The organism is Nocardioides proteolyticus, from assembly GCF_051280635.3.
Lineage (GTDB): Bacteria > Actinomycetota > Actinomycetes > Propionibacteriales > Nocardioidaceae > Nocardioides.
Window position 1 is genome coordinate 96,196 of sequence record NZ_JBNBPO030000001.1, and the last position, 21,062, is coordinate 117,257.

Annotated in this window: 17 protein-coding genes, 1 tRNA gene and 1 pseudogene; 6 read left to right on the forward strand and 13 right to left on the reverse strand. The window is 73.9% G+C overall.

Translation table 11 applies throughout. From position 1 onward, the window contains the following. Positions 1-37: 37 nt before the first annotated feature. From ACPOLA_RS00510 to ACPOLA_RS00550, 9 genes and pseudogenes are all read right to left on the reverse strand, one after another. A complete protein-coding gene (locus ACPOLA_RS00510) occupies positions 38-1,606 on the reverse strand; it encodes a GAF domain-containing sensor histidine kinase (protein ID WP_435768390.1) in 1,569 nt (522 codons plus the stop codon). A gap of 75 nt (positions 1,607-1,681) precedes the next feature. Beyond that, positions 1,682-2,122 (reverse strand): PaaI family thioesterase, encoded by a 441-nt coding sequence (locus ACPOLA_RS00515; RefSeq protein ID WP_435768391.1) that lies wholly within the window; start codon positions 2,120-2,122, stop codon positions 1,682-1,684. Between the two features lie 9 nt (positions 2,123-2,131). Then, on the reverse strand, positions 2,132-3,367 hold the full coding sequence (locus tag ACPOLA_RS00520; protein WP_435768392.1) for an L-lactate MFS transporter: 1,236 nt from the start codon (positions 3,365-3,367) through the stop codon (positions 2,132-2,134). Beyond that, positions 3,364-4,455, reverse strand: coding sequence for an NrfD/PsrC family molybdoenzyme membrane anchor subunit (gene nrfD / locus ACPOLA_RS00525; protein WP_435768393.1), 1,092 nt, complete (start codon positions 4,453-4,455; stop codon positions 3,364-3,366). The genes ACPOLA_RS00520 and nrfD overlap by 4 nt, the downstream gene beginning before the upstream one ends. Next, on the reverse strand, positions 4,452-5,408 hold the full coding sequence (locus ACPOLA_RS00530) for a 4Fe-4S dicluster domain-containing protein (protein ID WP_435768394.1): 957 nt from the start codon (positions 5,406-5,408) through the stop codon (positions 4,452-4,454). The genes nrfD and ACPOLA_RS00530 overlap by 4 nt, the downstream gene beginning before the upstream one ends. Further along, positions 5,405-8,134 (reverse strand): annotated as a pseudogene (gene fdh / locus ACPOLA_RS00535) (formate dehydrogenase); the annotation flags it as partial. The pseudogene fdh and the gene ACPOLA_RS00530, both read right to left, overlap by 4 nt. A gap of 12 nt (positions 8,135-8,146) precedes the next feature. Then, positions 8,147-8,710, reverse strand: a complete 564-nt coding sequence (locus ACPOLA_RS00540; protein ID WP_491483265.1) for a hypothetical protein — start codon at positions 8,708-8,710, stop codon at positions 8,147-8,149. An 81-nt stretch (positions 8,711-8,791) separates the two neighbouring features. Further along, positions 8,792-9,787, reverse strand: coding sequence for a selenide, water dikinase SelD (selD, locus tag ACPOLA_RS00545; RefSeq protein WP_435768396.1), 996 nt, complete (start codon positions 9,785-9,787; stop codon positions 8,792-8,794). Between the two features lie 37 nt (positions 9,788-9,824). After that, positions 9,825-9,919, reverse strand: a tRNA-Sec gene (locus tag ACPOLA_RS00550). Positions 9,920-10,004: 85 nt separating this feature from the next. Here ACPOLA_RS00550 and selA point away from each other — a divergent pair. From selA to ACPOLA_RS00565, 3 genes are all read left to right on the forward strand, one after another. Then, entirely contained in the window at positions 10,005-11,309 is a 1,305-nt protein-coding gene (gene selA, locus ACPOLA_RS00555) for an L-seryl-tRNA(Sec) selenium transferase (RefSeq protein ID WP_435768397.1), read from the forward strand. Positions 11,310-11,311: 2 nt separating this feature from the next. Further along, the gene (locus ACPOLA_RS00560; protein WP_435768398.1) at positions 11,312-13,078 is read left to right on the forward strand and encodes a SelB domain-containing protein; all 1,767 of its coding nucleotides are present in this window, start codon (positions 11,312-11,314) and stop codon (positions 13,076-13,078) included. 300 nt (positions 13,079-13,378) lie between these two features. Beyond that, the gene (locus tag ACPOLA_RS00565) at positions 13,379-14,800 is read left to right on the forward strand and encodes an HNH endonuclease signature motif containing protein (RefSeq protein ID WP_435768399.1); all 1,422 of its coding nucleotides are present in this window, start codon (positions 13,379-13,381) and stop codon (positions 14,798-14,800) included. Between the two features lie 64 nt (positions 14,801-14,864). On the opposite strand, the gene ACPOLA_RS00570 is transcribed toward ACPOLA_RS00565, so the two are convergent. Genes ACPOLA_RS00570 through ACPOLA_RS00580 form a run of 3 tightly spaced genes read right to left on the reverse strand, consistent with a single transcriptional unit; the run spans position 14,865 to position 17,209 of the window. Next, positions 14,865-15,785, reverse strand: coding sequence for a ferredoxin family protein (locus ACPOLA_RS00570; protein WP_435768400.1), 921 nt, complete (start codon positions 15,783-15,785; stop codon positions 14,865-14,867). Between the two features lie 8 nt (positions 15,786-15,793). Further along, the gene (locus ACPOLA_RS00575) at positions 15,794-16,936 is read right to left on the reverse strand and encodes a cupin domain-containing protein (RefSeq protein ID WP_435768401.1); all 1,143 of its coding nucleotides are present in this window, start codon (positions 16,934-16,936) and stop codon (positions 15,794-15,796) included. Beyond that, positions 16,937-17,209, reverse strand: coding sequence for a hypothetical protein (locus ACPOLA_RS00580; RefSeq protein ID WP_435768402.1), 273 nt, complete (start codon positions 17,207-17,209; stop codon positions 16,937-16,939). Positions 17,210-17,352: 143 nt separating this feature from the next. Here ACPOLA_RS00580 and ACPOLA_RS00585 point away from each other — a divergent pair, with 143 nt between their 5' ends. From ACPOLA_RS00585 to ACPOLA_RS00595, 3 genes are all read left to right on the forward strand, one after another. Next, positions 17,353-18,204, forward strand: coding sequence for an aldo/keto reductase (locus ACPOLA_RS00585; RefSeq protein WP_435768403.1), 852 nt, complete (start codon positions 17,353-17,355; stop codon positions 18,202-18,204). Positions 18,205-18,366: 162 nt separating this feature from the next. Beyond that, positions 18,367-19,665, forward strand: coding sequence for a hypothetical protein (locus ACPOLA_RS00590; protein WP_435768404.1), 1,299 nt, complete (start codon positions 18,367-18,369; stop codon positions 19,663-19,665). Positions 19,666-19,867: 202 nt separating this feature from the next. Next, positions 19,868-20,260, forward strand: coding sequence for a hypothetical protein (locus ACPOLA_RS00595; RefSeq protein ID WP_435768405.1), 393 nt, complete (start codon positions 19,868-19,870; stop codon positions 20,258-20,260). A 96-nt stretch (positions 20,261-20,356) separates the two neighbouring features. Here ACPOLA_RS00595 and ACPOLA_RS00600 read toward each other — a convergent pair whose 3' ends face one another. Further along, entirely contained in the window at positions 20,357-20,881 is a 525-nt protein-coding gene (locus ACPOLA_RS00600; protein WP_435768406.1) for an LPXTG cell wall anchor domain-containing protein, read from the reverse strand. Positions 20,882-21,062: the final 181 nt, after the last annotated feature.

Below are 21,062 nucleotides of genomic sequence, written 5' to 3' on the forward strand. Positions count from 1 at the left end.
CGCCACCTCGCGCGCCGAAACCTGCCACCTCGTGCGGTCAGGAGACGGCGGGGATGACCCAGTCGAGGGTGGTGCCGCAGCCGGGGGTGGAGGTGACGGAGAGGTGGCCGCCGAGATCCTCGGCGCGGGTGCGGAGGTTGGTGGAGCCGCCGCCGGCATGGGCGGTGGCGGGGTCGAACCCGGTGCCGTCGTCGGTGACGCGGAGCCGGAACCAGGCCGAGGAGGCGGTGATCTCGACCGAGACCGCGCTCGCCCCGGCGTGCCGGGCGACGTTGGACAGCGCCTCGCGCAGCGTGCTGAGCACGTGCGTGCCGGCCTCCGGGACCAGGGCGCGGTCGACCGGGCCGGTCACCCGCAGCACCGGCTGGAAGCCGAGGACGGGGCGGTACTCCGCGAGCAGGGCGCGCACCTCCTCGAGCAGGGGACGGCCGTGGCCGGTGCCCAGCTCGAAGATCACGGCGCGCAGCTCGGTGATGGCCGCGTCGAGCTCGCCCACCGCGCCGTCGACCCGAGCCCGCAGCTCGGCCGGGTCCAGGCCGCGGGCGCCCTGCAGCTGCATCCCGGTGGCGAACAGCCGCTGGATGACGAGGTCGTGGAGGTCGCGGGCGATCCGGTCGCGGTCCTTGGCGACGAGGAGCTGTGCGCGGTCGCGCAGGGCCTGGTCGCGGTCGAGGATCAGCCCGAGCTCGTCGGCGGTCACCGAGACCAGGTCCAGCATCACGTCGCGCAGGGACGGTGTCTCCCGCGCCTGCTCCACGACGATGACCCCGGAGCCGGCCAGCCGCGAGCGCACCGGCACCACCAGGGTGACCAGTCCGCGCGCAGCCCGGAGCCGTTCGGGCACGCCCTCGTCGACCACCTCGTGGATGCAGTCCGCGAGGGCCTCGACGACCTCCGGTGCCGCCTCGGACGTGCCGGCGACCTGACGGATCTCGAGCAGGTCGCCGTCGCGCCGGACGAAGGCCGTGAGCCGGGCGTCGCACAGGTCGCGCAGCGACGTCATCAGGTCGTCGAGCGCCTCCTCCACCTCGACCGAGCCGGCCAGGTCCCGTCCGACCTTGGCGATGGTCGACACCCAGCGCCGGCGCCACACCGTCTGCTCGTAGGCGCTGGCGTTGCCGATCATCGTGCCGGCGGCGCGGGCCAGCGCCTCGACCAGGGCCTGGTCGGTCGCGGTGAACGTGGTGCCGTCGCGCTTGTTGCCGAGATAGAGGTGGCCGAAGGCGCGGTCGCCGATCAGCACCGGCGCGCCCAGGAACCGGTCGATGGTGGGGTGCCGGTCCGGGAACCCGCCGGTCGACACCGGGTGGTCCGCCACGTGCGCCACCCGCACCGAGCGGCGCTCGCGCGGCACCAGGCCCAACAGCCCGTGACCCTTCGGCATCCGGCCGATCCCGGCGAACTGCTCGGCCGCGACGCCGTTGGCGACCAGGTCGACGAACTCCCCCTCGTCGTCGACGATGCCGAGCACGCCGTACTCGGCGTCGGTGAGCGTGCAGGCCGCCTCGACGATCCGCGACAGCACGCCCCGCAGGTCCAGGTCGGAACCGATCGCGATCACCGCGTCGAGCAGGGCGCGCGCCTCTGGTGGCAGCTCCAGGTCCATTCCCGGGACCCCCCTTCCCGTCTCCACCTCAGGCTAACCCCAGAGGTGCGACGAAGCGGAAGTCCCGGGGCGCGCTCAGAGCCGGCGCAGCTGGTAGGTGCCGCGGGTGGTGGCGACGACGGTGCCCGCCTCGTCGGTGACCTCCGCCTCGAGGAGGTACTCCGCCTTGCCGTCGCGGAGCGTCTCGGCCAGCACCCGCTCGGCCTCCTCGTCGGACATCGACGCCCGCGCGACGACGGCGGTCGACGCCGGGCGCCGGAAGTCGATCGTCAGCGACTTGACGAGGGGCACCGCTCCCTCCAGCACCAGGGCGGTCTGGGCGAACAGCCCGCCGAGGACCTCGGCGACCGTGAAGAGCGAGCCGGCGTAGACCGACCCGAAGTGGTTGACGTTGGGCGCGGCGGGGATCCGCGCCGCGACCGTGTTGCGGCCGGCCTCGACGACCTCGACGCCCATCGGCTCGAAGATCGGGATCAGCTGGCGGATCTGCGCGGTGAGCTGGGCCGGGTCGGTCACGGCGCCAAACTATCCGGCGGCGGTACGCCGGCGGGCCGGCAGCCGGGTGACGAACGTCAGCAGCACGGATGCGATCGCGATCGCGCCGATCACCGTGTAGGCGGTGGTGTAGGCGGCGTCCGGCCCGATGAGGCTCGCCGCGACGACCGGCCCGATCACGCCGCCGAGGCTCCAGCCGACGAGCATCAGCCCGTAGATGGCGCCGGCGTTCGCGACGCCGAAGAAGTCGCCGGCCGTCGCGGGCATCGTGCCGAAGCCGCCGCCGTAGCAGAGGTAGATCACCGAGGCGAGCACCACGAAGAGGACCGCGTTGCCGGCGTGCGGGATCAGCAGCAGGCAGACGCCCTGCAGGCCGAGCATGGCGGCGAACGCCGGCATCCGGCCGATCCGGTCCGAGGCCGCCGCCCAGACGATCCGGCCGGCGCCGTTGAAGATCGCGAGCACGCCGACGACGGTCGCGGCGGCGGCGACGCTCATGCCCGCGATGTCGGCGGCACTCGCCTTGGCCTGGGAGATCAGCGCGATGCCGGCCGTCACGTTCAGGGTGAGGATGGCGGTCAGCAGGTACCACTGCCGCGTCCGCAGCGCCTCCCCCTGCGTGTAGTCGCCGCCGGTCGCCCGCCGCGGCTGACCGGGCGCGGCGGGTGCCGCGGGCGCGACGTAGTCGGCCGGCGGGTTGCGGAACACCGACGCCCCGACGAGCGACATCACCAGGTAGGCCAGCCCGAGCGGGAGGAAGGCCGCCGTCGGGTCGTCGGGGTCGGCGTCGATCAGCGCCTGGGCGACGGGCGAGGTCAGCACCGCCCCGAAGCCGAAGCCGCCGACGGCGAGACCGGTGATCAGGCCCGGCTTGTCGGGGAACCACTTCTGGAGCATCGCGATCGGCACGATGTAGGCGAACCCGAGACCGAAGCCGCTGATCACGCCGTAGCCGAGGATCAGGAGCCAGTAGTCGTCCCTCCCACCGGCCAGCGAGGCCAGCAGGATGCCGACGGCGTAGACGACGCCGCCGACCAGGGCGACCAGGCGCGGCCCGCGCCGGTCCTGCAGCCGCCCGCCCACGTAGCTGCCGACGAAGATCATCGCGATGGTGACGGTGAACGGCAGCGACGCCCGCACCTTGCTCAGCTGCCACGGCTCGGCCTTCTCCAGCGCCCCGCCGAACACGCTCCAGGCATAGACCGCGCCGATGGAGAACTGCAGCAGCAGCGCTCCCGCGACCAGCAGCCACCGGTTCCCCCTCATCGCCGGTCCTCCGCCCGCTCCGAGTAGCGCACCGGGCCCTCACGCTGCAGGCGCTCCCGCTGCGGCACGACGGTGTACTTCGGGTCCCGCGCGGAGGCCTGCCCCGCCTCGAACACCGCGAACCGGGTGCACCACGACCCGGCCAGCAGGGCGGCCCCGGACAGCGCGGCGACGGTGCGGCTCCGCCCGGCGACCAGCGCGCCGGTCGCGCCCGTCAGGGTGAGCGCCTTGGCCGCGCGCAGGTAGCGGCCGGCGCGGCCCTCGTGCAGCGGCTCGGCGGTCACACCCATCGACCGCTCCATCCGGTGCTCCATCGCGAGCTCGAGGACCGCGCCGCCGACCGCGAGCCGGCGCACCGGACCGGTCTCGTCGAGGGGCGCGGCCAGCAGGCCCAGGCCCGCCGAGGCGGCGGCCGCCGAGCCGACGAAGACGAACGGGAGCTCGCTGTAGGCCTCGTGCCACGACGGCGTGGAGGTGTCGGAGAGCAGCACGGCGGTGTACGACGCCACCGGCGGCGCCAGCAGCGCGGCGGCGAGGCCGGCCGGCCGGTCGACGTACGACACCAGCCGCAGCGGTCCGCGACCCGCACCGGGCGGCAGCATCCGCACCAGCTCCGCCGCTGCGGCGGCGCCGGCGAACGGCCCGTACAGGGAGAGGATCCAGGTCCCGACCGACATGGGCGAGGTCAGCTTCGCGACCCGCAGCATGTTGAGGAAGCGGGACGGCTTGCCGAGGTCGTGGACGAGCGCGGCCATGGAGAAGGAGAGCCCGCCCAGGGCGCCCAGGCGCGCCGCGCGCCGCAGCACCGGGCGACCGGTCAGGTCGGCGCCCGCCGCGATCAGCGACGACCCGGCCGCGAGCCCGCCGGCGAAGAAGTACGCCGGGATGTCGGCTTCCCACGGCGACGGCTTGACGATGGGACGGCCGTAGTACGACGTGAACTCCGCCTCCGGCACCATCGACCGCTCACCGCGGCCCCGGCCGCCGCGCGACCTCCCGCCGCGCCGCCTTGCCACGCCCCTGCCGGCTCCGGGCAGCCGGCCCTGCCCGACCGCCTCGGTCTGCTGCTCGGTCTGCTGCTCGGTCATCGGCGCCTCCCGAGGAAGGCCACGGCCGCTCCGGCCAGCAGCGTGACCGCGGCCGCCCCGGCACGCCGGAACATGTCCGGCAGGTCCCGCGTCGGGACCACGGGGTCGGGCGGGAAGCCGTAGACCTCGGGCTCGTCGAGCAGGAGGAAGAACGCACCGGTCCCGCCGACGCCGTCGTCGGGGTCGTTGCCGTAGAGCCGGGCGTCCAGCACGCCGGCGTCGTGGAGCCTGGCGACCCGCTCGTTGGCGCGCTCGCGGAGCTCCTCGACGTCGCCGAACTGGATCGACTGCGTGGGACACGCCTGCGCGCACGCGGGGGTCCGGCCCGCCTCGAGGCGGTCGTAACAGAGCGTGCACTTCTGGGCGATGCCGACGTTGTTGGCGCCCTCGGGCCCCTTGCGCCGCTCGATCACGCCGTAGGGGCACGCCGGCACGCAGTAGCCGCACCCGTTGCAGACGTCGGGCTGGACGACCACCGTGCCGTACTCGGTGCGCAGCAGGGCGCCGGTCGGGCACACGTCGAGGCAGCCGGCGTGGGTGCAGTGCTTGCACACGTCGGAGGACATCAGCCAGCGGAACTCCATGTCCGTCGCGTCACCGGCGGGCGCCGCGCTGCCCGCCTCGGCGTCGGGTGGGTGCAGTCCCGGCATGCCGAGGTCGACCGGCGGCGGGAGCGAGGAGCCCGGCCGCGCGGGCTGCTCGATGAACGCGACGTGGCGCCACTGGTTGGCGTTCAGCGAGTGGCTGTTGTCGTAGGAGGAGCCGAGCATGTCGAAGTGGTCGGCGGGGACGTCGTTCCACTCCTTGCAGGCGACCTCGCAGGCCTTGCAGCCGATGCAGATGCTGGTGTCGGTGAAGAACCCCTTCCGCTGGGGCCGGTCCGCGTCGTACCCCGCCTCCTCGGCCGGGTCGAGCGGGCCCCACAGGTCGTTCTCCCTGAACAGGCTGGTCATGCTGCTCCCCCGTCGGTCGGCTGGTCATCGGGCACCGCGGTGACGATGTCGGCGTGGGCGTCCTCGGCGACGCCGGAACGGCGGACGTAGTCGGCGACCAGCTCGCGCAGCGCGCGGCCGGTCGGGCGGCGCCCGGCGCGGACGTCGCAGGTGCCGACCTTGGACTCCTGGATCAGCACGTTCGGGTCGAGGGTGATCCCGAACAGGTCGTTGGCGGAGTCGCCGGTGACCAGACCGCCCTCGCCCCAGTGGTAGGGCAGCCACACCTGGTGCACCACCCGGTCCTCCACGCGCAGCGGCCCCAGCCGCTCGGTGACCAGGACCCGGGCCTCGATGGCCGAGCGAGCGGTGATGATCGTCGCCCAGCCGCCGTGGTCGAGCCCGCGCTCGGCGGCCAGCTCCGGGGAGACCTCGACGAACATCTCCGGCTGCAGCTCGGCCAGCCGGTGCACGAAGCGGCTCATGCCGCCGGCGGTGTGGTGCTCGGTGAGCCGGCTGGTGGTGAAGATGAACGGGAAGACGTCGGAGCGGCCTTCCTGCGGGACCGGGTTCATCGGGTTGTCGTCGCGCAGGTACTCCTTGCGCGTCGGGTTCGACTGCTGGCCGTGGACCGGGTTGCGGAACGGCGACTCGACCGGCTCGTAGTGGGTGGGCATCGGCCCATCGATCAGCCCCTGCGGCACGTAGAGGGCACCCTTGCCGTCGCCCTGCATGATGAACGGGTCGTTGCCGGCGATGCCCGCCACGCCGTGCGCGCCGTCGGGAGGGACGTACGACGGCGGCTTGGTCTTCTCGAAGTCCGGGACGTCGAGGCCCGTCCACTCCCCGGCCTCACCGAGCGAGGGATCCCACCAGACGTAGGCCTTCCGCTCGCTCCACGGCGTGCCGTCGGGCCGGGCCGACGCCCGGTTGTAGAGCAGGCGGCGGTTGGCCGGCCACGCCCAACCCCACTCGGGCGCGACGTAGCTCTGCTCGCTGCCGGGCTTGCGCCGGCGGGCCTGGTTGACGCCGTCCTTGTAGACGCCGGTGTAGATCCAGCAGCCGCCCAGGGTGCTGCCGTCGTCCTTCATCTCCACGAAGCTCGAGAGGGGCCGGCCCGTCGCGACCTCGTAGCCGTTGATCTCCTTCAGCACGGCCTCAGCGCTGGGCTCGTCGTGCTGCCCGTGGGTCGGGTAGTCCCAGGTCAGCTCCAGCAGCGGCCGGTCCCGCTCGTCGGCGGAGTCCTTCAGCCGCTCCCGGACCATCCGCCCGAGGTGGTAGAAGAACCACAGCTCCGAGCGGCAGTCGCCGGGCGGCTCCACGGCCTTGTCGCGCCACTGCAGCATCCGCTGGGTCTGGGTGAAGGTCCCCTCCTTCTCGACGTGGGAGGCGGCCGGGATGAGGAACACCTCGGTGCGGCAGGTCTCGGGGGAGATCTCGCCGGTGGCGACCTCGGGGGCGCTCTTCCAGAAGGTCGCGCTCTCGATCTCGAACAGGTCCCGCACGACGAGCCAGTCGAGGTTGGCCATGCCGAGCCGCTGCGCACGGCCGTGGGCGGAGCCGACGGCGGGGTTCTGGCCGAGCAGGAAGTAGCCCTTGACCTTGCCGTCGATCATGTCCATCACGGTGCGGTAGGTGCCGTGGTCGCCGGTGATCTTGGGGATGTAGTCGAAGCAGTAGTCGTTGTCGGCCGTCGCGTGCTCCCCCCAGTAGGCCTTGAGCAGGTTGACGCCGTAGGCTCCGGCGTTGGCCCAGAACCCCTTCGAGCCGGGCTTCCGGACGGCGTCGATCCAGTGCTCGAGGCTCTGGTGCTGGTCGGCGTTCGGCATCGGCAGGTAGCCGGGGAGGATGTTGAACAGCGTCGGGATGTCGGTGGACCCCTGGATGCTCGCGTGGCCACGCAGGGCCATGATCCCGCCGCCTGGCCGGCCCATGTTGCCGAGCAGCAGCTGGAGGATGGCGCCGGTGCGGATGTACTGCACGCCCACGCTGTGCTGGGTCCAGCCGACGCTGTAGACGAGCGCGGTCGTCCGGTCGGCCCCGGAGTTCTCGACCCAGGCCCGGCACACCTCGAGGAACTGCTCCTCGCTCACGCCGCACGTGCGCGCCACCATCTCGGGGGTGTAGCGGGCGTAGTGGCGCTTGAGGATCTGGTAGACGCAGCGCGGGTGCTGCAGCGTCAGGTCGCGCGGCGGGTCGCCGGTCACCTGGATGCCGTGGGCCTCGTGCTGCAGGCCGGCCGCGGTCTCCCGCTGCTCCTCGGTGTCCTCGGCGTCGTCGGCCTGCGACTCGTGCAGCGACCCCTCGTCGTCCTCGGAGGCGTACTGCCACGACGTCGGGTCGTAGGTGCGGGTCTCCGGGTCGAAGCCGGAGAACAGGCCGTCGAGGTCCTCGGTGTCGCGGTAGTCGCTGCTGACGATGGTCGCGGCGTTGGTGTAGTTGACGACGTAGTCGCGGAAGTCGAGACCGTTGCTGAGGACGTAGTTCACGATGCCGCCGAGGAAGGCGATGTCGCTGCCCGCGCGCAGGGCGACGTAGGAGTCAGCAAGCGCGCTGGTCCGGGTGAACCGCGGGTCGACGTGGACCACCTTGGCACCGCGCGCCTTGGCCTCCATCACCCACTGGAAGCCCACCGGGTGGGCCTCGGCCATGTTGGAGCCCTGGATGACGATGCAGTCAGCGTTGGCCAGGTCCTGGAGGAACCCGGTGGCGCCGCCGCGCCCGAACGAGGTCCCCAGACCGGGGACCGTGGCGGAGTGTCATATCCGCGCCTGGTTCTCGATCTGGATCGCCCCCATCGCCGTGAACAGCTTCTTGATGAGGTAGTTCTCCTCGTTGTCGAGGGTCGCGCCTCCGAGGCTGGCGATGCCGAGGGTGCGTCGTACCCGACGACCCTCCTCGTCGATCTCCTGCCACGTGTCGTTGCGGGCCTTGACCACGCGGTCGGCGATCATCTCCATCGCCGTGCCGAGCTCGAGCTCGCTCCACTCGGTGGCGTACGGCGCGCGGTACTTCACCTTCGTGACCCGGAGGTCGCTGGTGACCAGGTTCTTGCTGGCCGCGCCCTTGGGGCACAGCCGCCCGCGGTTGACGGGGCTGTCGGGGTTGCCCTCGATCTGGACGACCTTCTCGTCCTTGACGAAGACGTCCTGCGCGCAGCCGACGGCGCAGTAGGGGCAGACGCTCTTGACCACGCGGTCGGCGTCCTCGGTGCGGGCGAGCGTCTCGTCGGTCCGGCGCGACCGCACCGCGGCCCCGCGGCCGAGCCGGTCGGTGCCGCCCAGCTGCCGCAGCACGGGCCAGGACAACCAGGTCTTCGCCACGAGCTCACCCCTCTCGCAGACGCAGGTACCCGACGTGGCCCAGCACACACCCGGGAAGCGCGGCGTGTCCAGGGACCCGGGTCAGCGCACGGCGATGACGTGCTCGCCGCGCGCGACGACCTCGCCGACGACGGGGTGCCCGGGAAGCTCGCCGACGACGAGCAGGCCGCCGGAGGTCTGGGCGTCGGCAAGCAGCACCAGCTCCTCCTCCTCCACGGCGGCGGTCACGTGGGGCCGGACCCACTCGAGGTTGCGGCGGCTCCCGCCGGGCACGTAGCCGTCGCGGAAGGCGTCCAGGGCGCCGTCGACGTAGGGCACGGCGGCGGCGTCGACGACCGCGCTGACGCCGCTGGCGCGGCACATCTTGTAGAGGTGGCCGAGCAGGCCGAACCCCGTCACGTCGGTGGCCGCACGCAGACCGGCCGTCACGGCCGCCCGCGCGGCGTCGCGGTTGAGCGTGGTCATCACCGCCACCGCCTGCTCGAACCGCTCACCGGTCACCTTGTGCCGGTTGTTCAGCACGCCGAGCCCCAGCGGCTTGGTGAGGGTCAGCGGCGTGCCGGGCTCGGCGGCGTCGTTGCGCAGCAGCCGGCGGGGGTCGGCCAGGCCGGTGACCGCCAGGCCGTACTTGGGCTCCGGGTCGTCGATGCTGTGCCCCCCGGACAGGTGCGCGCCCGCGGTCGCGCAGACGTCCGCCCCGCCGCGCAGCACCTCGTGGGCCAGCTCGAACGGGAGCCGGTCACGGGGCCACGCCAGCAGGTTCAGCGCGACGAGCGGCTCGCCGCCCATCGCGTAGACGTCGGAGAGCGCGTTGGCCGCGGCGATCCGGCCCCAGTCGTAGGGGTCGTCGACCACGGGGGTGAAGAAGTCGGTCGTCGCGATCACCGCGCGGTCGCCGTCGATCCGCACGGCCGTGGCGTCGTCGCCGTGCTCCAGACCCACCAGCAGCTCCGCGGTGCCCGACGAGGCGGGGAGGCCCGCGAGCACCTGCTCCAGCTCACCCGGCGGCACCTTGCACGCGCACCCGCCGCCGGCGGCGTACTGGGTGAGCCGGGGGACCTCGGGTGCGGCGACCATGCTCGCCACGGTACTGGCCCCTGACTGGCCCGACGGCTGGCGGAGGCGGACGGGAATCGAACCCGCCTGGCCGAGGTGCTCGGCCACTACGGTTTTGAGGACCGCGCCCGTCACCAGACGAGAAACGCCTCCCCACACCAGCCCGACCACCGTAGCAACGCCGCGGGCGCCGACTGCGTGACAATGGGGGTTCCGGTGCGGCGCGAAGGAGACAGCGATGGAGCTCGACCCGCGGCGTACGACGCCCCGGACCGACCGGGTGCTCGCGGACCCGCGGCTGCAGCGGGCGGCGGAGCGACTCGGCATCGCGCTCGTCAAGCAGGTCGTCGCCGCGACGCTCGACCGGTGCCGCGCCGGCGAGGTGCCGGCCGACGAGGTGGTCGAGGCCGCCGTCGCCGCACTGCCCGCCACGGCCACGCGGATGCGACGGGTGCTCAACGCGACGGGCGTGGTGGTGCACACCAACCTCGGTCGAGCGCCGCTCTCCGGCGCCGCCGTCGACGCGCTGGGCGTCGCGGCCGGGCCCACCGACGTGGAGCTCGACCTGGCCACCGGACGCCGCGGACGGCGCGGCCGGTCCGCCCTGGCCGCCCTCGCGTCGCGCGTGCCCGAGGCCGAGGCGGTCCACGTGGTCAACAACGGGGCGGCCGCGCTGGCGCTGGCCGCCTGCGTGCTGGCGCGGGGTCGCGAGGTGGTCGTCGCCCGCGGGGAGCTGGTGGAGATCGGCGACGGGTTCCGGATCCCCGAGCTGCTGGAGTCGGTGGGTGCGGAGCTCGTGGAGGTCGGCACGACCAACCGGGTCCGCGCGGCGGACTACGCCGACGCGGTGCGGCCGGAGACGGCGTTCGTGCTGAAGGTCCACCCCTCCAACTTCGTGGTCAGCGGCTTCACCTCGACCGTCCCCGTGCGCGAGCTCGCCGCGCTGCCGGTGCCGGTGGTGGTCGACATCGGCTCCGGTCTGCTCGAGCGCCATCCCCGCCTGCCCGACGAGCCGGACGCCGCCGGCGCGCTGCGGGCAGGGGCGGACCTGGTGACGGCGTCGGGCGACAAGCTGCTCGGCGGACCGCAGTGCGGCCTGGTGCTGGGGCGGGCCGAGCTGGTCGAGCGGCTCCGGCGGCACCCGTTCGCCCGGGCGCTGCGCGTCGACAAGCTGACCCTCGCGGCGCTCGAGGCGACGCTGGTCGGGCCGGTCGCGCCGGTGCGGGCGGCGCTCGACGCGGACCCGGCCGACCTGATGACGCGGGCGGCGAAGCTCGCCGCCGACCTCGGCGACGTGGTGGCCGCGGAGGCGGTGGCCTGCACCGCGGCCGTCGGCGGCGGGGGCGCGCCCGGCGTGGAGCTGCCCAGCGCCGCGCTGGCCCTTCCCGCGGCGCTGGCCGGGCCGCTGCGCGAGGACCCGGACCTGCCGGTCGTGGGGCGCGTCGAGCGCGACCGGCTGCTGCTCGACCTGATCGCCGTCGTACCGGACGACGACGCCGCCCTGGCGCAGGTCGTACGACGCGTCGCGAGCCGGGACGGCTGAGCGTGCACGTCGTCGCCACCGCCGGTCACGTCGACCACGGCAAGTCGACCCTCGTCGCCGCACTCACCGGCATGGCGCCGGACCGGCTGGCCGAGGAGCGCAGACGCGGGCTGTCGATCGAGCTCGGCTACGTGTGGACCTCGCTCCCCGACGTGGGCGACGTCGCGTTCGTCGACGTCCCGGGTCACGAACGCTTCGTCTCCACGATGCTGGCCGGCGTCGGCCCGGTCCCGGCCGCGCTGCTGGTCGTCGCCGCGGACGACCCGTGGATGCCGCAGGCCGCCGAGCACCTCGCCGCGCTCGACGCCCTCGGCGTGCGCCACGGCGTGGTCGCCGTGACCCGCAGCGATCTCGCGGACCCCCGCCCGGCCGTCGAGCGCGCGCACGCGGAGATCGCCGGCACCTCGCTCGCCGGGTCGCCGGTCGTGTCGGTGAGCGCACGTCACGGCACCGGCCTCGACGAGCTCCGCACGGCCCTGGTCGCGATGGTCCGGGCCCTGCCGCGACCCGACCCCGACGCGGACCTCCGGCTGTGGGCGGACCGCCGCTTCACCGTCCGCGGCGCGGGAACGGTCGTCACGGGCACGCTGCCGGCCGGCACCGTCCGGCGCGGCGACACGCTGTCCGTGATCGGCGAGTCGGGGTCGGGCACCGTGCGGGTGCGGCGCGTGCAGGCTTTGGGCGGTGACGCCACCGAGGTCAGCGGGGTCGCCCGGGTGGCGCTCAACGTCGTCGGCGACGACGCGCTGCTCGACCGAGGGGCCGCGCTCGTCACGCCGGGAGCGTGGCATGCCACCGACGTCGTCGACGCGGCGGTGCTCGCCGACATCGACGGACTGCCGGAGCGGCCGCTGCTCCACGTCGGGGCCGCCTCGGTCCAGGTGCGGGTCCGACCGCTGGGCGGGTCGGCCGTCCGGCTCGCGCTCCCCCGCCGGCTCCCGCTCCGCGTGGGAGACCGGGCGCTGCTGCGCGACCCGGGGAGCCGGCGGGTGTGGGGTGTCCGTGTGCTCGACCCGGCCCCGCCGCGCCTGCGGCGGCGTGGCGCGGCAGCGGCGCGGGCCGCCGCCCTCGCGGGGAGCGAGGGACCGGACCTCGGTGCGGAGGTACGCCGCCGCGGCCTGGTGTCGGCCGAGCTGCTCCGCCGGATCGGCGTCCCCGTCGACCGGCTGCCCAGCGACATGGTGGCCGCGGACGGTTGGCTGATGAGTGCCGAGGCGCGGGCTCGCGTCGCCTCGGACGTCGCTGACGCGGTCCGGGTCCACGCGGCGGAGCGGCCGCTCGACGCCGGAGTGCCGCTGCCCGCACTCGCCGAGCGGCTGGGGCTCCCGTCCCCCGCGCTCGTCGCCGCGGCGGTGGACCCGCCGCTGGTGGTGCGCGACGGCCGCGTGCACGCCGTCGGCGTGGCCCGGCTGCCTGCCGAGGTGGAGGAGGCCGTCGCCGCGCTGCACCGCGACCTCGTCGACGCCCCGTTCGCCGCGCCGACCGCCGACCGGCTGGCGGCGCTCGGCCTCGACGACCGGCGCGCGGCCGCGGCCGCGAAGGCCGGCCGCCTCCTGCGTGTGGCGCCCGGCATCCTGCTGCTCCCGGGCGCGGACCGGCTCGCGGCCGACCGGCTCGCCGGGCTTCCTCAGCCGTTCACCACCAGCCAGGCCCGCGAGCGGCTGGGCACCAGCCGCCGGGTCGTGCTGCCGCTCCTGGAGCACCTCGACCGCACCGGGGTGACGCGTCGGCATCCCGACGACAGGCGGGAGCTGCGGGGTGGTGGGTGAGGGGCGGCGGGTTCGGCGTTAGGAGCCGTCGACGGGTCGTGGTGAGCGGGATGAAGGCTGCGGTCGCGTAGTGGTGCCGGGCCGTAAGGGCTTTTACGGCGGGAGGCTTCGCGTTGGGGCTGGGTCGCGTTGCCGGGTCGGCTTCCGTAGGCGGTGAGGCGGGTTCCGTAGGTCGGGATGGGCGGGCGGTGGGGCTGGTTTGCGCCACTTTCCGTCCACAGCGCCGGATGGGGAATCGCCTGTCCCCAGGCGGGTTTCCAGCCCGGGGTTGTGTCGGCGCGTGGTGCTTTGATGGGTGTCATGGAGCACGAGAACGACAGCGACACGGAAGGGCAGTTCGACCGCTGCTCGGACCGTGAGCTGCTCGAGCACCTCGCCGGCGGCCTCCGCGCTCGCAGGTCCCTCCTGATCGACGAGTGGAGGGCGATCGTCGCGTGGGCCGACCGCAACGTCGTGGACTGCGAGGAAGGCGCCGCGACGCTGATCGAGGACTATGTCGACACCGGGATCCCGATCGCCGGCCCAGGTGCACCCCTGGTGTCGGAGTTCGCGTTGATGGAGCTGATCGCGACCCTGGAACGCACTCCCGACGGTGGCCGCGCCTACGTCGGCCGGGTCATCGGGTGTGCGTGGCGACTCAAGCAGATCTACGCCGCCGTCCTCGCCGGGCGGTGTGCGCCGTGGAAGGCCGAACGGGTCGCCGAGCTCACCCACGACCTCAGCCCCGAGGCCGCTGCGCACGTCGACCGGAAGCTCGCCCCGCACATCCGGTCGTGTTCGTGGCGGGAGGTCGAGCACCACATCGACGAAGCCATCACCCTCTACGACCCGGAGGCGGTTGAGGCCCGTCGTGAGGAGTCGTCGGACTCCCGGCGGTTCGACGTGCACCTCGACCATCTCGCCGACGGCGTGGTGCAGGTCGACGGGGTCCTGGACGCCGCTGACGGCGCGGACCTGGACACCGCCGTCAACCGTCGTGCGGTGCTGCTGGGGAAGCTGGGGCATGACGGGTCGCTCGATGTCCGGCGGGCGGTCGCGGTCGGTGACCTGGCCCGTGCGGACCTGACCCTCGACCTCGAGACCGTCGACGAGTCCACCGGTGAGGTCACCACCGCATCCCGTGGCCGGCGAGCCGTGCTCAACGTCCACGTCTCCGACACCGCCATCACCGGCGGCACGACCAGCGGTGGCGATGAGCAGGGTGCGCCGGTGGGGCGGTGGGAGGACCAGCAACGCCCCATCACCGTCGCACAGATCAAGGAGTGGCTCGCCACTTCTGGGACGACGGTGGTCGTGCGGCCGGTGATCGACCTCGCCGGCCACATCCCGGTGGACTCCTACGAGATCCCAGACCGCCACCGACACCACGTCCAGCTCCGTGATCATCACTGTGCGTTCCCCTGGTGCGGCCGCAGGGCGTCGCGCTGCGACCTCGACCACGCCCTCCCGCACAGCCAGGGCGGGGTGGCGTGTCCGTGCAACCTCGTCCCCGCCTGCCGCGCCCACCACCGGGCGAAGACGTTCTCCACCTGGCGCTACGTCATCGTCCAACCCGGCACCTACCTGTGGATCACCCCCAACGGGCGGCACTTCCTCGTCGACCACACCGGCACCCGCACCCTCGACCCACCCGTCCACGTCGACGAGACCGTGCACGGACCGCCGCCCGACCACGACACCCGACCCTGGCCCATCCAGACCGGCCCACCCTGCCCCGGCTAGGCACCACGCCCCACACCCCACCGCAAGGTGGGGCCAGAGGCATGCGCGGAGCAAGGAGACCGGGTCAGCGACGCCGGAGGCCCACCACGTCGTGGCGCGGGACCGGGTTGTCCCGCGACGCCTTGCAGGTCAGCCGCGTCGCCGACTCGGCCGCGACGACCGTGCGCACGCGCACGTCGTACTCGCTGTCGCCGGCGGCGAACCGCGCCACGGTCACATCGCCCTGGGCGTCCCGCTCGACCGTCCGGCGCGCCAGCCGCACCGCGTCGATGCCGGGCAGGCCGAGCTCGCGGCGCAGGGCGATCTCCGCTGCCTGCACGGGCATGGGGTACGACGACCGGCCGCGGAGGTGGGCGAGCTCGAGTTCGCCGGCGAGATGCCGGCCGGCGACGTCGACGGCGGTCTGCGGCGTGAGGCGGCCGTAGTAGAGACCGTGCGGCAGGACCACCATGTTGCCCGCGAAGCGGTCGCCGCCGATGTGGGACACCTCCCAGGTGACGTCCGGGTGGGCGTCGGCGAGGGCGAGCGCGGCGGGGCGGCCGTACTCCGCACAGCACGCGTCGTGACGGCCGTTGGTGCACACCGCGAACAGCGGACCCGGGGCCGGCGTCAGGCCCGTCGATCCTCCTTCGCGGAAGGACAGCAGGTCGAGGTCGAGCACCTCGCGCAGGTCCGCCACCGTGCCGTGCTCGAGGCGGGGCGCGACCGGGTCGGCCCGGGCGGCGAAGACGTTGAGCCGTTCGGGGTCGCGCGACGCGCGCGGGCGCCGGACGAGGAGGATCTTGGCCTTGAGCGCCTGCGCCCGCTGGCGCAGCGCCGGCCCGAGCCCCTCGGGCAGGCGGGCGTCGAGCAGCGCCTTGTCGCCCCAGGGCCCCGAGTGCTCGAGGAGCAGCCAGGTGCGCACGTGGGTGGCGGTCCCAGCGACCGGCTCGTCGCGCGAGAGGCTGGCCGCTGCGCAGCTGAAGCGGCTTCCGTCGTCGGTCACCGGCCCAGTCAAGCGGACGCGGTGGTGATCTCGAGCAGGCCCTCCCGGACGAGGCGGCGGCACAGCACCAGGCGGCTCTGCTCGTCGAGGTGCTCGGCCAGGTCTCCCGGCGAGAACGGGCCGCGGATGCCGCGGGCGGCCTCGAGGGCCGGCCGGATCCACGCGGGAACCATCAGCGACCGGTCGCCCAGCAGCACCTCCACCTGGTCGCCCCGGTCGAGCAGGACGCAGGGGTGGCCCGGACGGCGTTGCAGGAGCGTCTCGTCGGCGAGCTCGGCCCGGAGCGCGAGCACGTCCTGCAGGCCGCCGGCGAGACGGGAGGGCCGGGACGTCAGGAACCGACGGATCTCCGTCTCGACCGCGGCGGCCGGGTCGAGGCCCCTCAGCTCGGCGGCGAGCGCCTCCAGCCGCTCGGCCAGGCCGTCGCGCAGCAGCCCCGGGTCGTCGAGGTAGCCCGCAGGCAGGTGCTCGGCGCCGACCGACGCCACGACCGGAGCGACGGTGCGCTCGACCAGCCCGCGCCAGGTCAGCTGGTTGATGCCGACGGTGACGTGCAGCGACACCGTCTCCTCGGCGCGAGCGGCGTGCGGCGTACCGGTCGGGAGATACATCGAGAGGCCCGGCTCCAGGAGGACGTCCTCCGGACCCTCGTCGCCGTGCACCTCCCACTGCTTGGACCCCGCCGTCTGGAACACGAAGACGTCGTGGGAGTCCGAGTGCACCGCGAAGCCCTGCGAGCCCGGCGGGGTCAGGTAGGCGTTCGCCTGGCAGGGATGGCCGAGCTCGACCTCCAGCTCGGCGATCAGCCGCGTCAGCGGCGGCCAGTAGCGGTGCAGCCCCTGGAAGACGACGGTCGCCCCGTCGTCGAAGAGCTGCAGCACCTTGCGGGCGTCGACCAGCCCGGTCAGCGGCTTGCCCGCGAGCGTCGCACCCTTGCGCGTGTACGACGCCTCGGGCAGCACCGCGCCGTCCTTCGCCAAGCGCAGGGCCGGAGTCCGCAGCCCCGACGAGGTCAGCAGCTCGTCGGCGTCCCGCAACGACAGCAGGCCCACCAGGTCGTCGGGCGCCGTCCGGTGGAGGTGGACGCGCGACGCCCAGACCTTCGCGAGGAAGGTCTGGGCGTCACCACTCAGCAGGTCGAGGGCCGACACTCAGGAGCCGCTCCCGTCGGTGCCGTCGCTGTCGGAGGAGTCTCCGTCGGACGCGTCACCGTCGGTGCCGTCGCTGTCCGACGAGTCGCCGTCGGTGCCGTCGCTGTCCGACGAGTCGCCGTCGGTGCCGTCGCTGTCGGTGGAGTCGCCGTCGGTCACGTCGGTGGCGTCGCCGTCGGTGCCGTCGGCGTCGCCCGTGGCCGGCATCGGGTCGCCGTGGGGAGGCGTGGTCATCTGGTCGTCGCTCAGCGGCTCTTCAGGGGTGTTCGTCATGGGCTTCCTCCGTCTCGATGGCCGTTGCGGCCAGTCTGGTGTGCGGCCACCCCCGGCTCAAGGGGACGGCGGCCGGTGATTAGCGAGGTACCCGCAGCATCGGCGCGCACACCGGTCCGCAGCCGGCTGCATACGCTGGCGGCATGGTCCCCACCGTCACCCTGAACGACCGGTCCACGATCCCCCAGCTGGGCTTCGGCACCTACCAGGTGCCGCCGGCGCAGGCCGCCGAGGTGGTGACGCAGGCGCTGGAGGTGGGCTACCGCCACATCGACACCGCGCAGATGTACGGCAACGAGCAGGGCGTCGGCGAGGCCATCGCCTCCTCGGGGATCCCGCGGTCGGACCTCTACGTCACCAGCAAGCTCAACAACGACGCGCACCGGCCCGACGACGTCCGTCGTACGTTCGAGGAGACGCTGTCGCGGCTGGGCCTGGACCACCTCGACCTCTTCCTCATCCACTGGCCCCTGCCCACGCGGTACGACGGCGACTACGTCTCCACGTGGCGGGCGATGGCCGAGCTCGTGGGCGACGGCCGGCTGCGGTCCGCCGGCGTCTCGAACTTCCAGCCGCCCCACCTGGACCGGATCGTCGGCGAGACCGGCGTGGTCCCCGTGGTCAACCAGATCGAGGCGCACCCCTACTTCGCGAACGACGACACGCGCCGGGCCTCCCGCCACCACGGCATCGCGGTCGAGGCGTGGAGCCCCCTGGGCCAGGGGGACGTGCTGGCCGATCCGGCGCTTGCCGAGGTGGGCGGCAAGCACGGCCGGACCCCGGCGCAGGTCGCGCTGCGGTGGGCGATCCAACGCGGCGACATCGTCTTCCCGAAGTCGACGAGTCGGGCTCGGATGGACGAGAACTTCGCGGTCTTCGACTTCAGCCTGACCGACGACGAGATGGCGACGGTCGACGGCCTGGACCGCGGCCCGGCGGGGCGCGTCGGGCCCGACCCGGACACGTTCGACTGGATCCCGGCTCGGCGGCGCTGAGCGGTACGTCGCGAGGTCGGGGGGTTTCGGCCTCGGTCGTCGGGTACTGAGAGTCGGCGGCCGGAGCCGGCCGCAGGGGGTCGCCGCCTCGGGAGCGGCGGGGGAGGGTGACGCGCCAAGCGTCCCGTCGTTGAACCTGCAACCCGAGGTAAAGGAAACGAAATGCGCGACAGATCTCGCCGCCGCCCGATGAGGCGTGCCGCCCTGGTCGCTCTCGTGGCCGGAGGAATGGTCGCCTTCTCGGCGGCCCCGACGGCCGCGGAGGAGGACACCGATCCGCTCAAGCAGGTCACCGACCAGATCAACGAGGTCGTCGACAAGCTGCTGAAGCCACCGGCCCCGGCGCCGAAGAGGGCCGAGCAGCAGGCGGCTGCGCCCGTCCAGGACGACGACGACTCCCCGGGCTACGAGACCCAGGACCCGGCTCCGCCGGACCACGGATCCTCCCAGGGACTCTCGGCGGACCTCGCGGGCAACGACCTGGCGTCCGTCGGCACGACCGACTCCCGGATCGAGGACGACCACTCGGCCAGCGCCGACGCCACCACGCTCGCGATCGCCGGTCAGGAGATCCTCGGTGCGCACGCCGACTCCGGCGGCACCGAGGAGGACGAGGCCGACCCGCTGGCCGCGATCTGCGAGGGCACCAGTGGCGCGATCTGCGCCTCCGTGCTCTACGCGGAGGCGGAGGCCCACGAAGGCCAGACCACGTCCGACAGCTCGGCGCGCAGCGGCGTCGCGTCCGCGTGCCTGGGCGGCACCGGGGCGGCGACCTGCGACGGCCCCGTGGGAGTCGGCGTGCTGGACAGCTGGAGCGAGATCAGCCGCGACGGCTCCGGCCACACCGAGGCGTCGTCGGGCTCGTCGGTCGCCGACGTCTGCCTCGGTCCGGTCCTCGGCGCCTGCACCGTGGGCGCCCAGGCGGTCAGCTCGGAGGGATCCTCCGACTCGCGCGGCTCGGCCTCGAAGGAGTCGCAGGTGATCGGCCTGCAGCTCGGCGGACCGCTCGGTGACTTCACCGAGCCGACCGCGATCAGCATCCCGCCGGGGTGCACGAGCCCGAGTGTCGCCTGCGTGTTCCTCAACCAGGGCGAGACCTACCTCGGCAACGGCATCGCCGGCCACGGCGCCATCGCGCTGAACGCGTCGGTGCTCGACGGCGTCATCCTCGCCGACGCGGCGCAGTCGGAGACGCTGGTCCACAAGGCCGGCTCCCGCTCCGGTCCGGGCGGTCCCGGCGACGGCCCCGGCGGTCCCGGTGACGGCGACGGTGGTCCGGGTGCAGGTGGCCCGGGTGCCGGTGGCCCGGCCGCCGGCGACGGCGACGCGGGTGCCGGCGTGCTGCCGGACGCCGGCGGCGTGTGGAGCGGCCTGCTCGCGATCGGCCTCTTCACCATCGCACTCGGTGGGTTCTGCCTGGCCTGGGCCCGCCGACGAGACCCGGTCGATGCGGCTGCTTGATCGTTGGCCGCGAGGTCGCGAGGGTGTCACCATCGCCGTCGCCATCGGGGTGATCGCAGCACTGCTCGGTAGTGCAGCGGCGATCTACGCCTGGGGCGGCAACGACAGCGACAGCGGCGCTGGTGACACCCCCGCCGCGACCACACCCACCCGCTCGGGAGACGCGCTCGTAGCCGTCGTCTCCCGGGCGGGTGGCTTTGCGGTGACCGCTCCCCCGCAGCTGGTCGGCGAGAAGGTCGACCGCGGCGTCAAGCTCTCGACCCGCGCCGGGGACATCGTGATCACCGTCGGGCCCACCGGCAACAAGGGGCTGCGCGCCGGGCACGCCTCTGCCCTCGAGGCCATCCGCTCGACGTTCCCGCGCGTGCGCGTGGAGCGGCGGCTCCGCACCGAGCTGGGCGCGCTCCCGGCCCGCCGGAGCGTCGGCGTCGTACGCCGGGCGCGCGGCGACCAGGTCATCTTCTCGGTGACCACCGGGGTGCGCGGTCGCCGCACCTGGTCCGTGGTCATGTTCGCGGCCCGCGACGTGCGGCCGGCGCGCCTCGAGCGGTTCTACCAGCCGATCCTCGACGGGTTCGAGCCGGTCGCCCGATAGACACAGCAACATAAACACAGCAGACACAGCAGACACAGCAGGTCCCGACCCGGACGGGTCGGGACCTGCTGTGTCTTGTTGCGGCCGAGGTGACCGTCAGGCGGTACGCCGGCGTCGGGCCGCGACCGCGACCAGGGCGCCGCCGAGGAGGGTCACCAGGCCGCCCGCGAGCGCCGCCAGCTGGAGGTGCTCGTCCAGCCCGGTGGCCGGCAGCCAGCCCGACCGGGCGTCGACAGCGGCCCGGACGGCGGCACCGTCGGCGGCGGCGCCGGGCGCGACGTCGCTGACACCGGCGACAGCGGCGATCTCGTCGTCGGTCTCCGACACCCCGCCGACCTCGTCACCGTCGCCGGGGTCCTCACCGCCGGGCTCGCCGCCCGGCGGCACCTCGGACGTGGCCGGGCAGTCGGTCGCGCCGACCTCTCGGGCGCTCTCGCCCGGCTCGGCGTAGCGGATCGCCACCGAGTTCACCTGGCCGTCGGAGAACGGGAACGGGAACGTGCCGTCGAAGCCCTTGCCGACGAGCGCGTTGGCGTTGACGACGATGGGGTGGGAGTACACCTCGTCGACGCCGGGCTTGCGGACCCACTTGCAGACGACGACCCTCGGCAGCTTGCCCACGGCGTTCGCCTCGCCGCGGGGCGGCTCCGCCCCGTCGCCGGGGGCGGCACCGTCGCCCGGTGCCGCGCCCTGGCCGGGTGCGCCGCCCTGCCCGGGCGCGGTGTCGGGCGCCGGGGGCGCTGCGTGCGGCGGGGGTGGGGCGTCCTGGGGGCCGCGGCCCTGCCCGGGCGGGTCCGCCTGT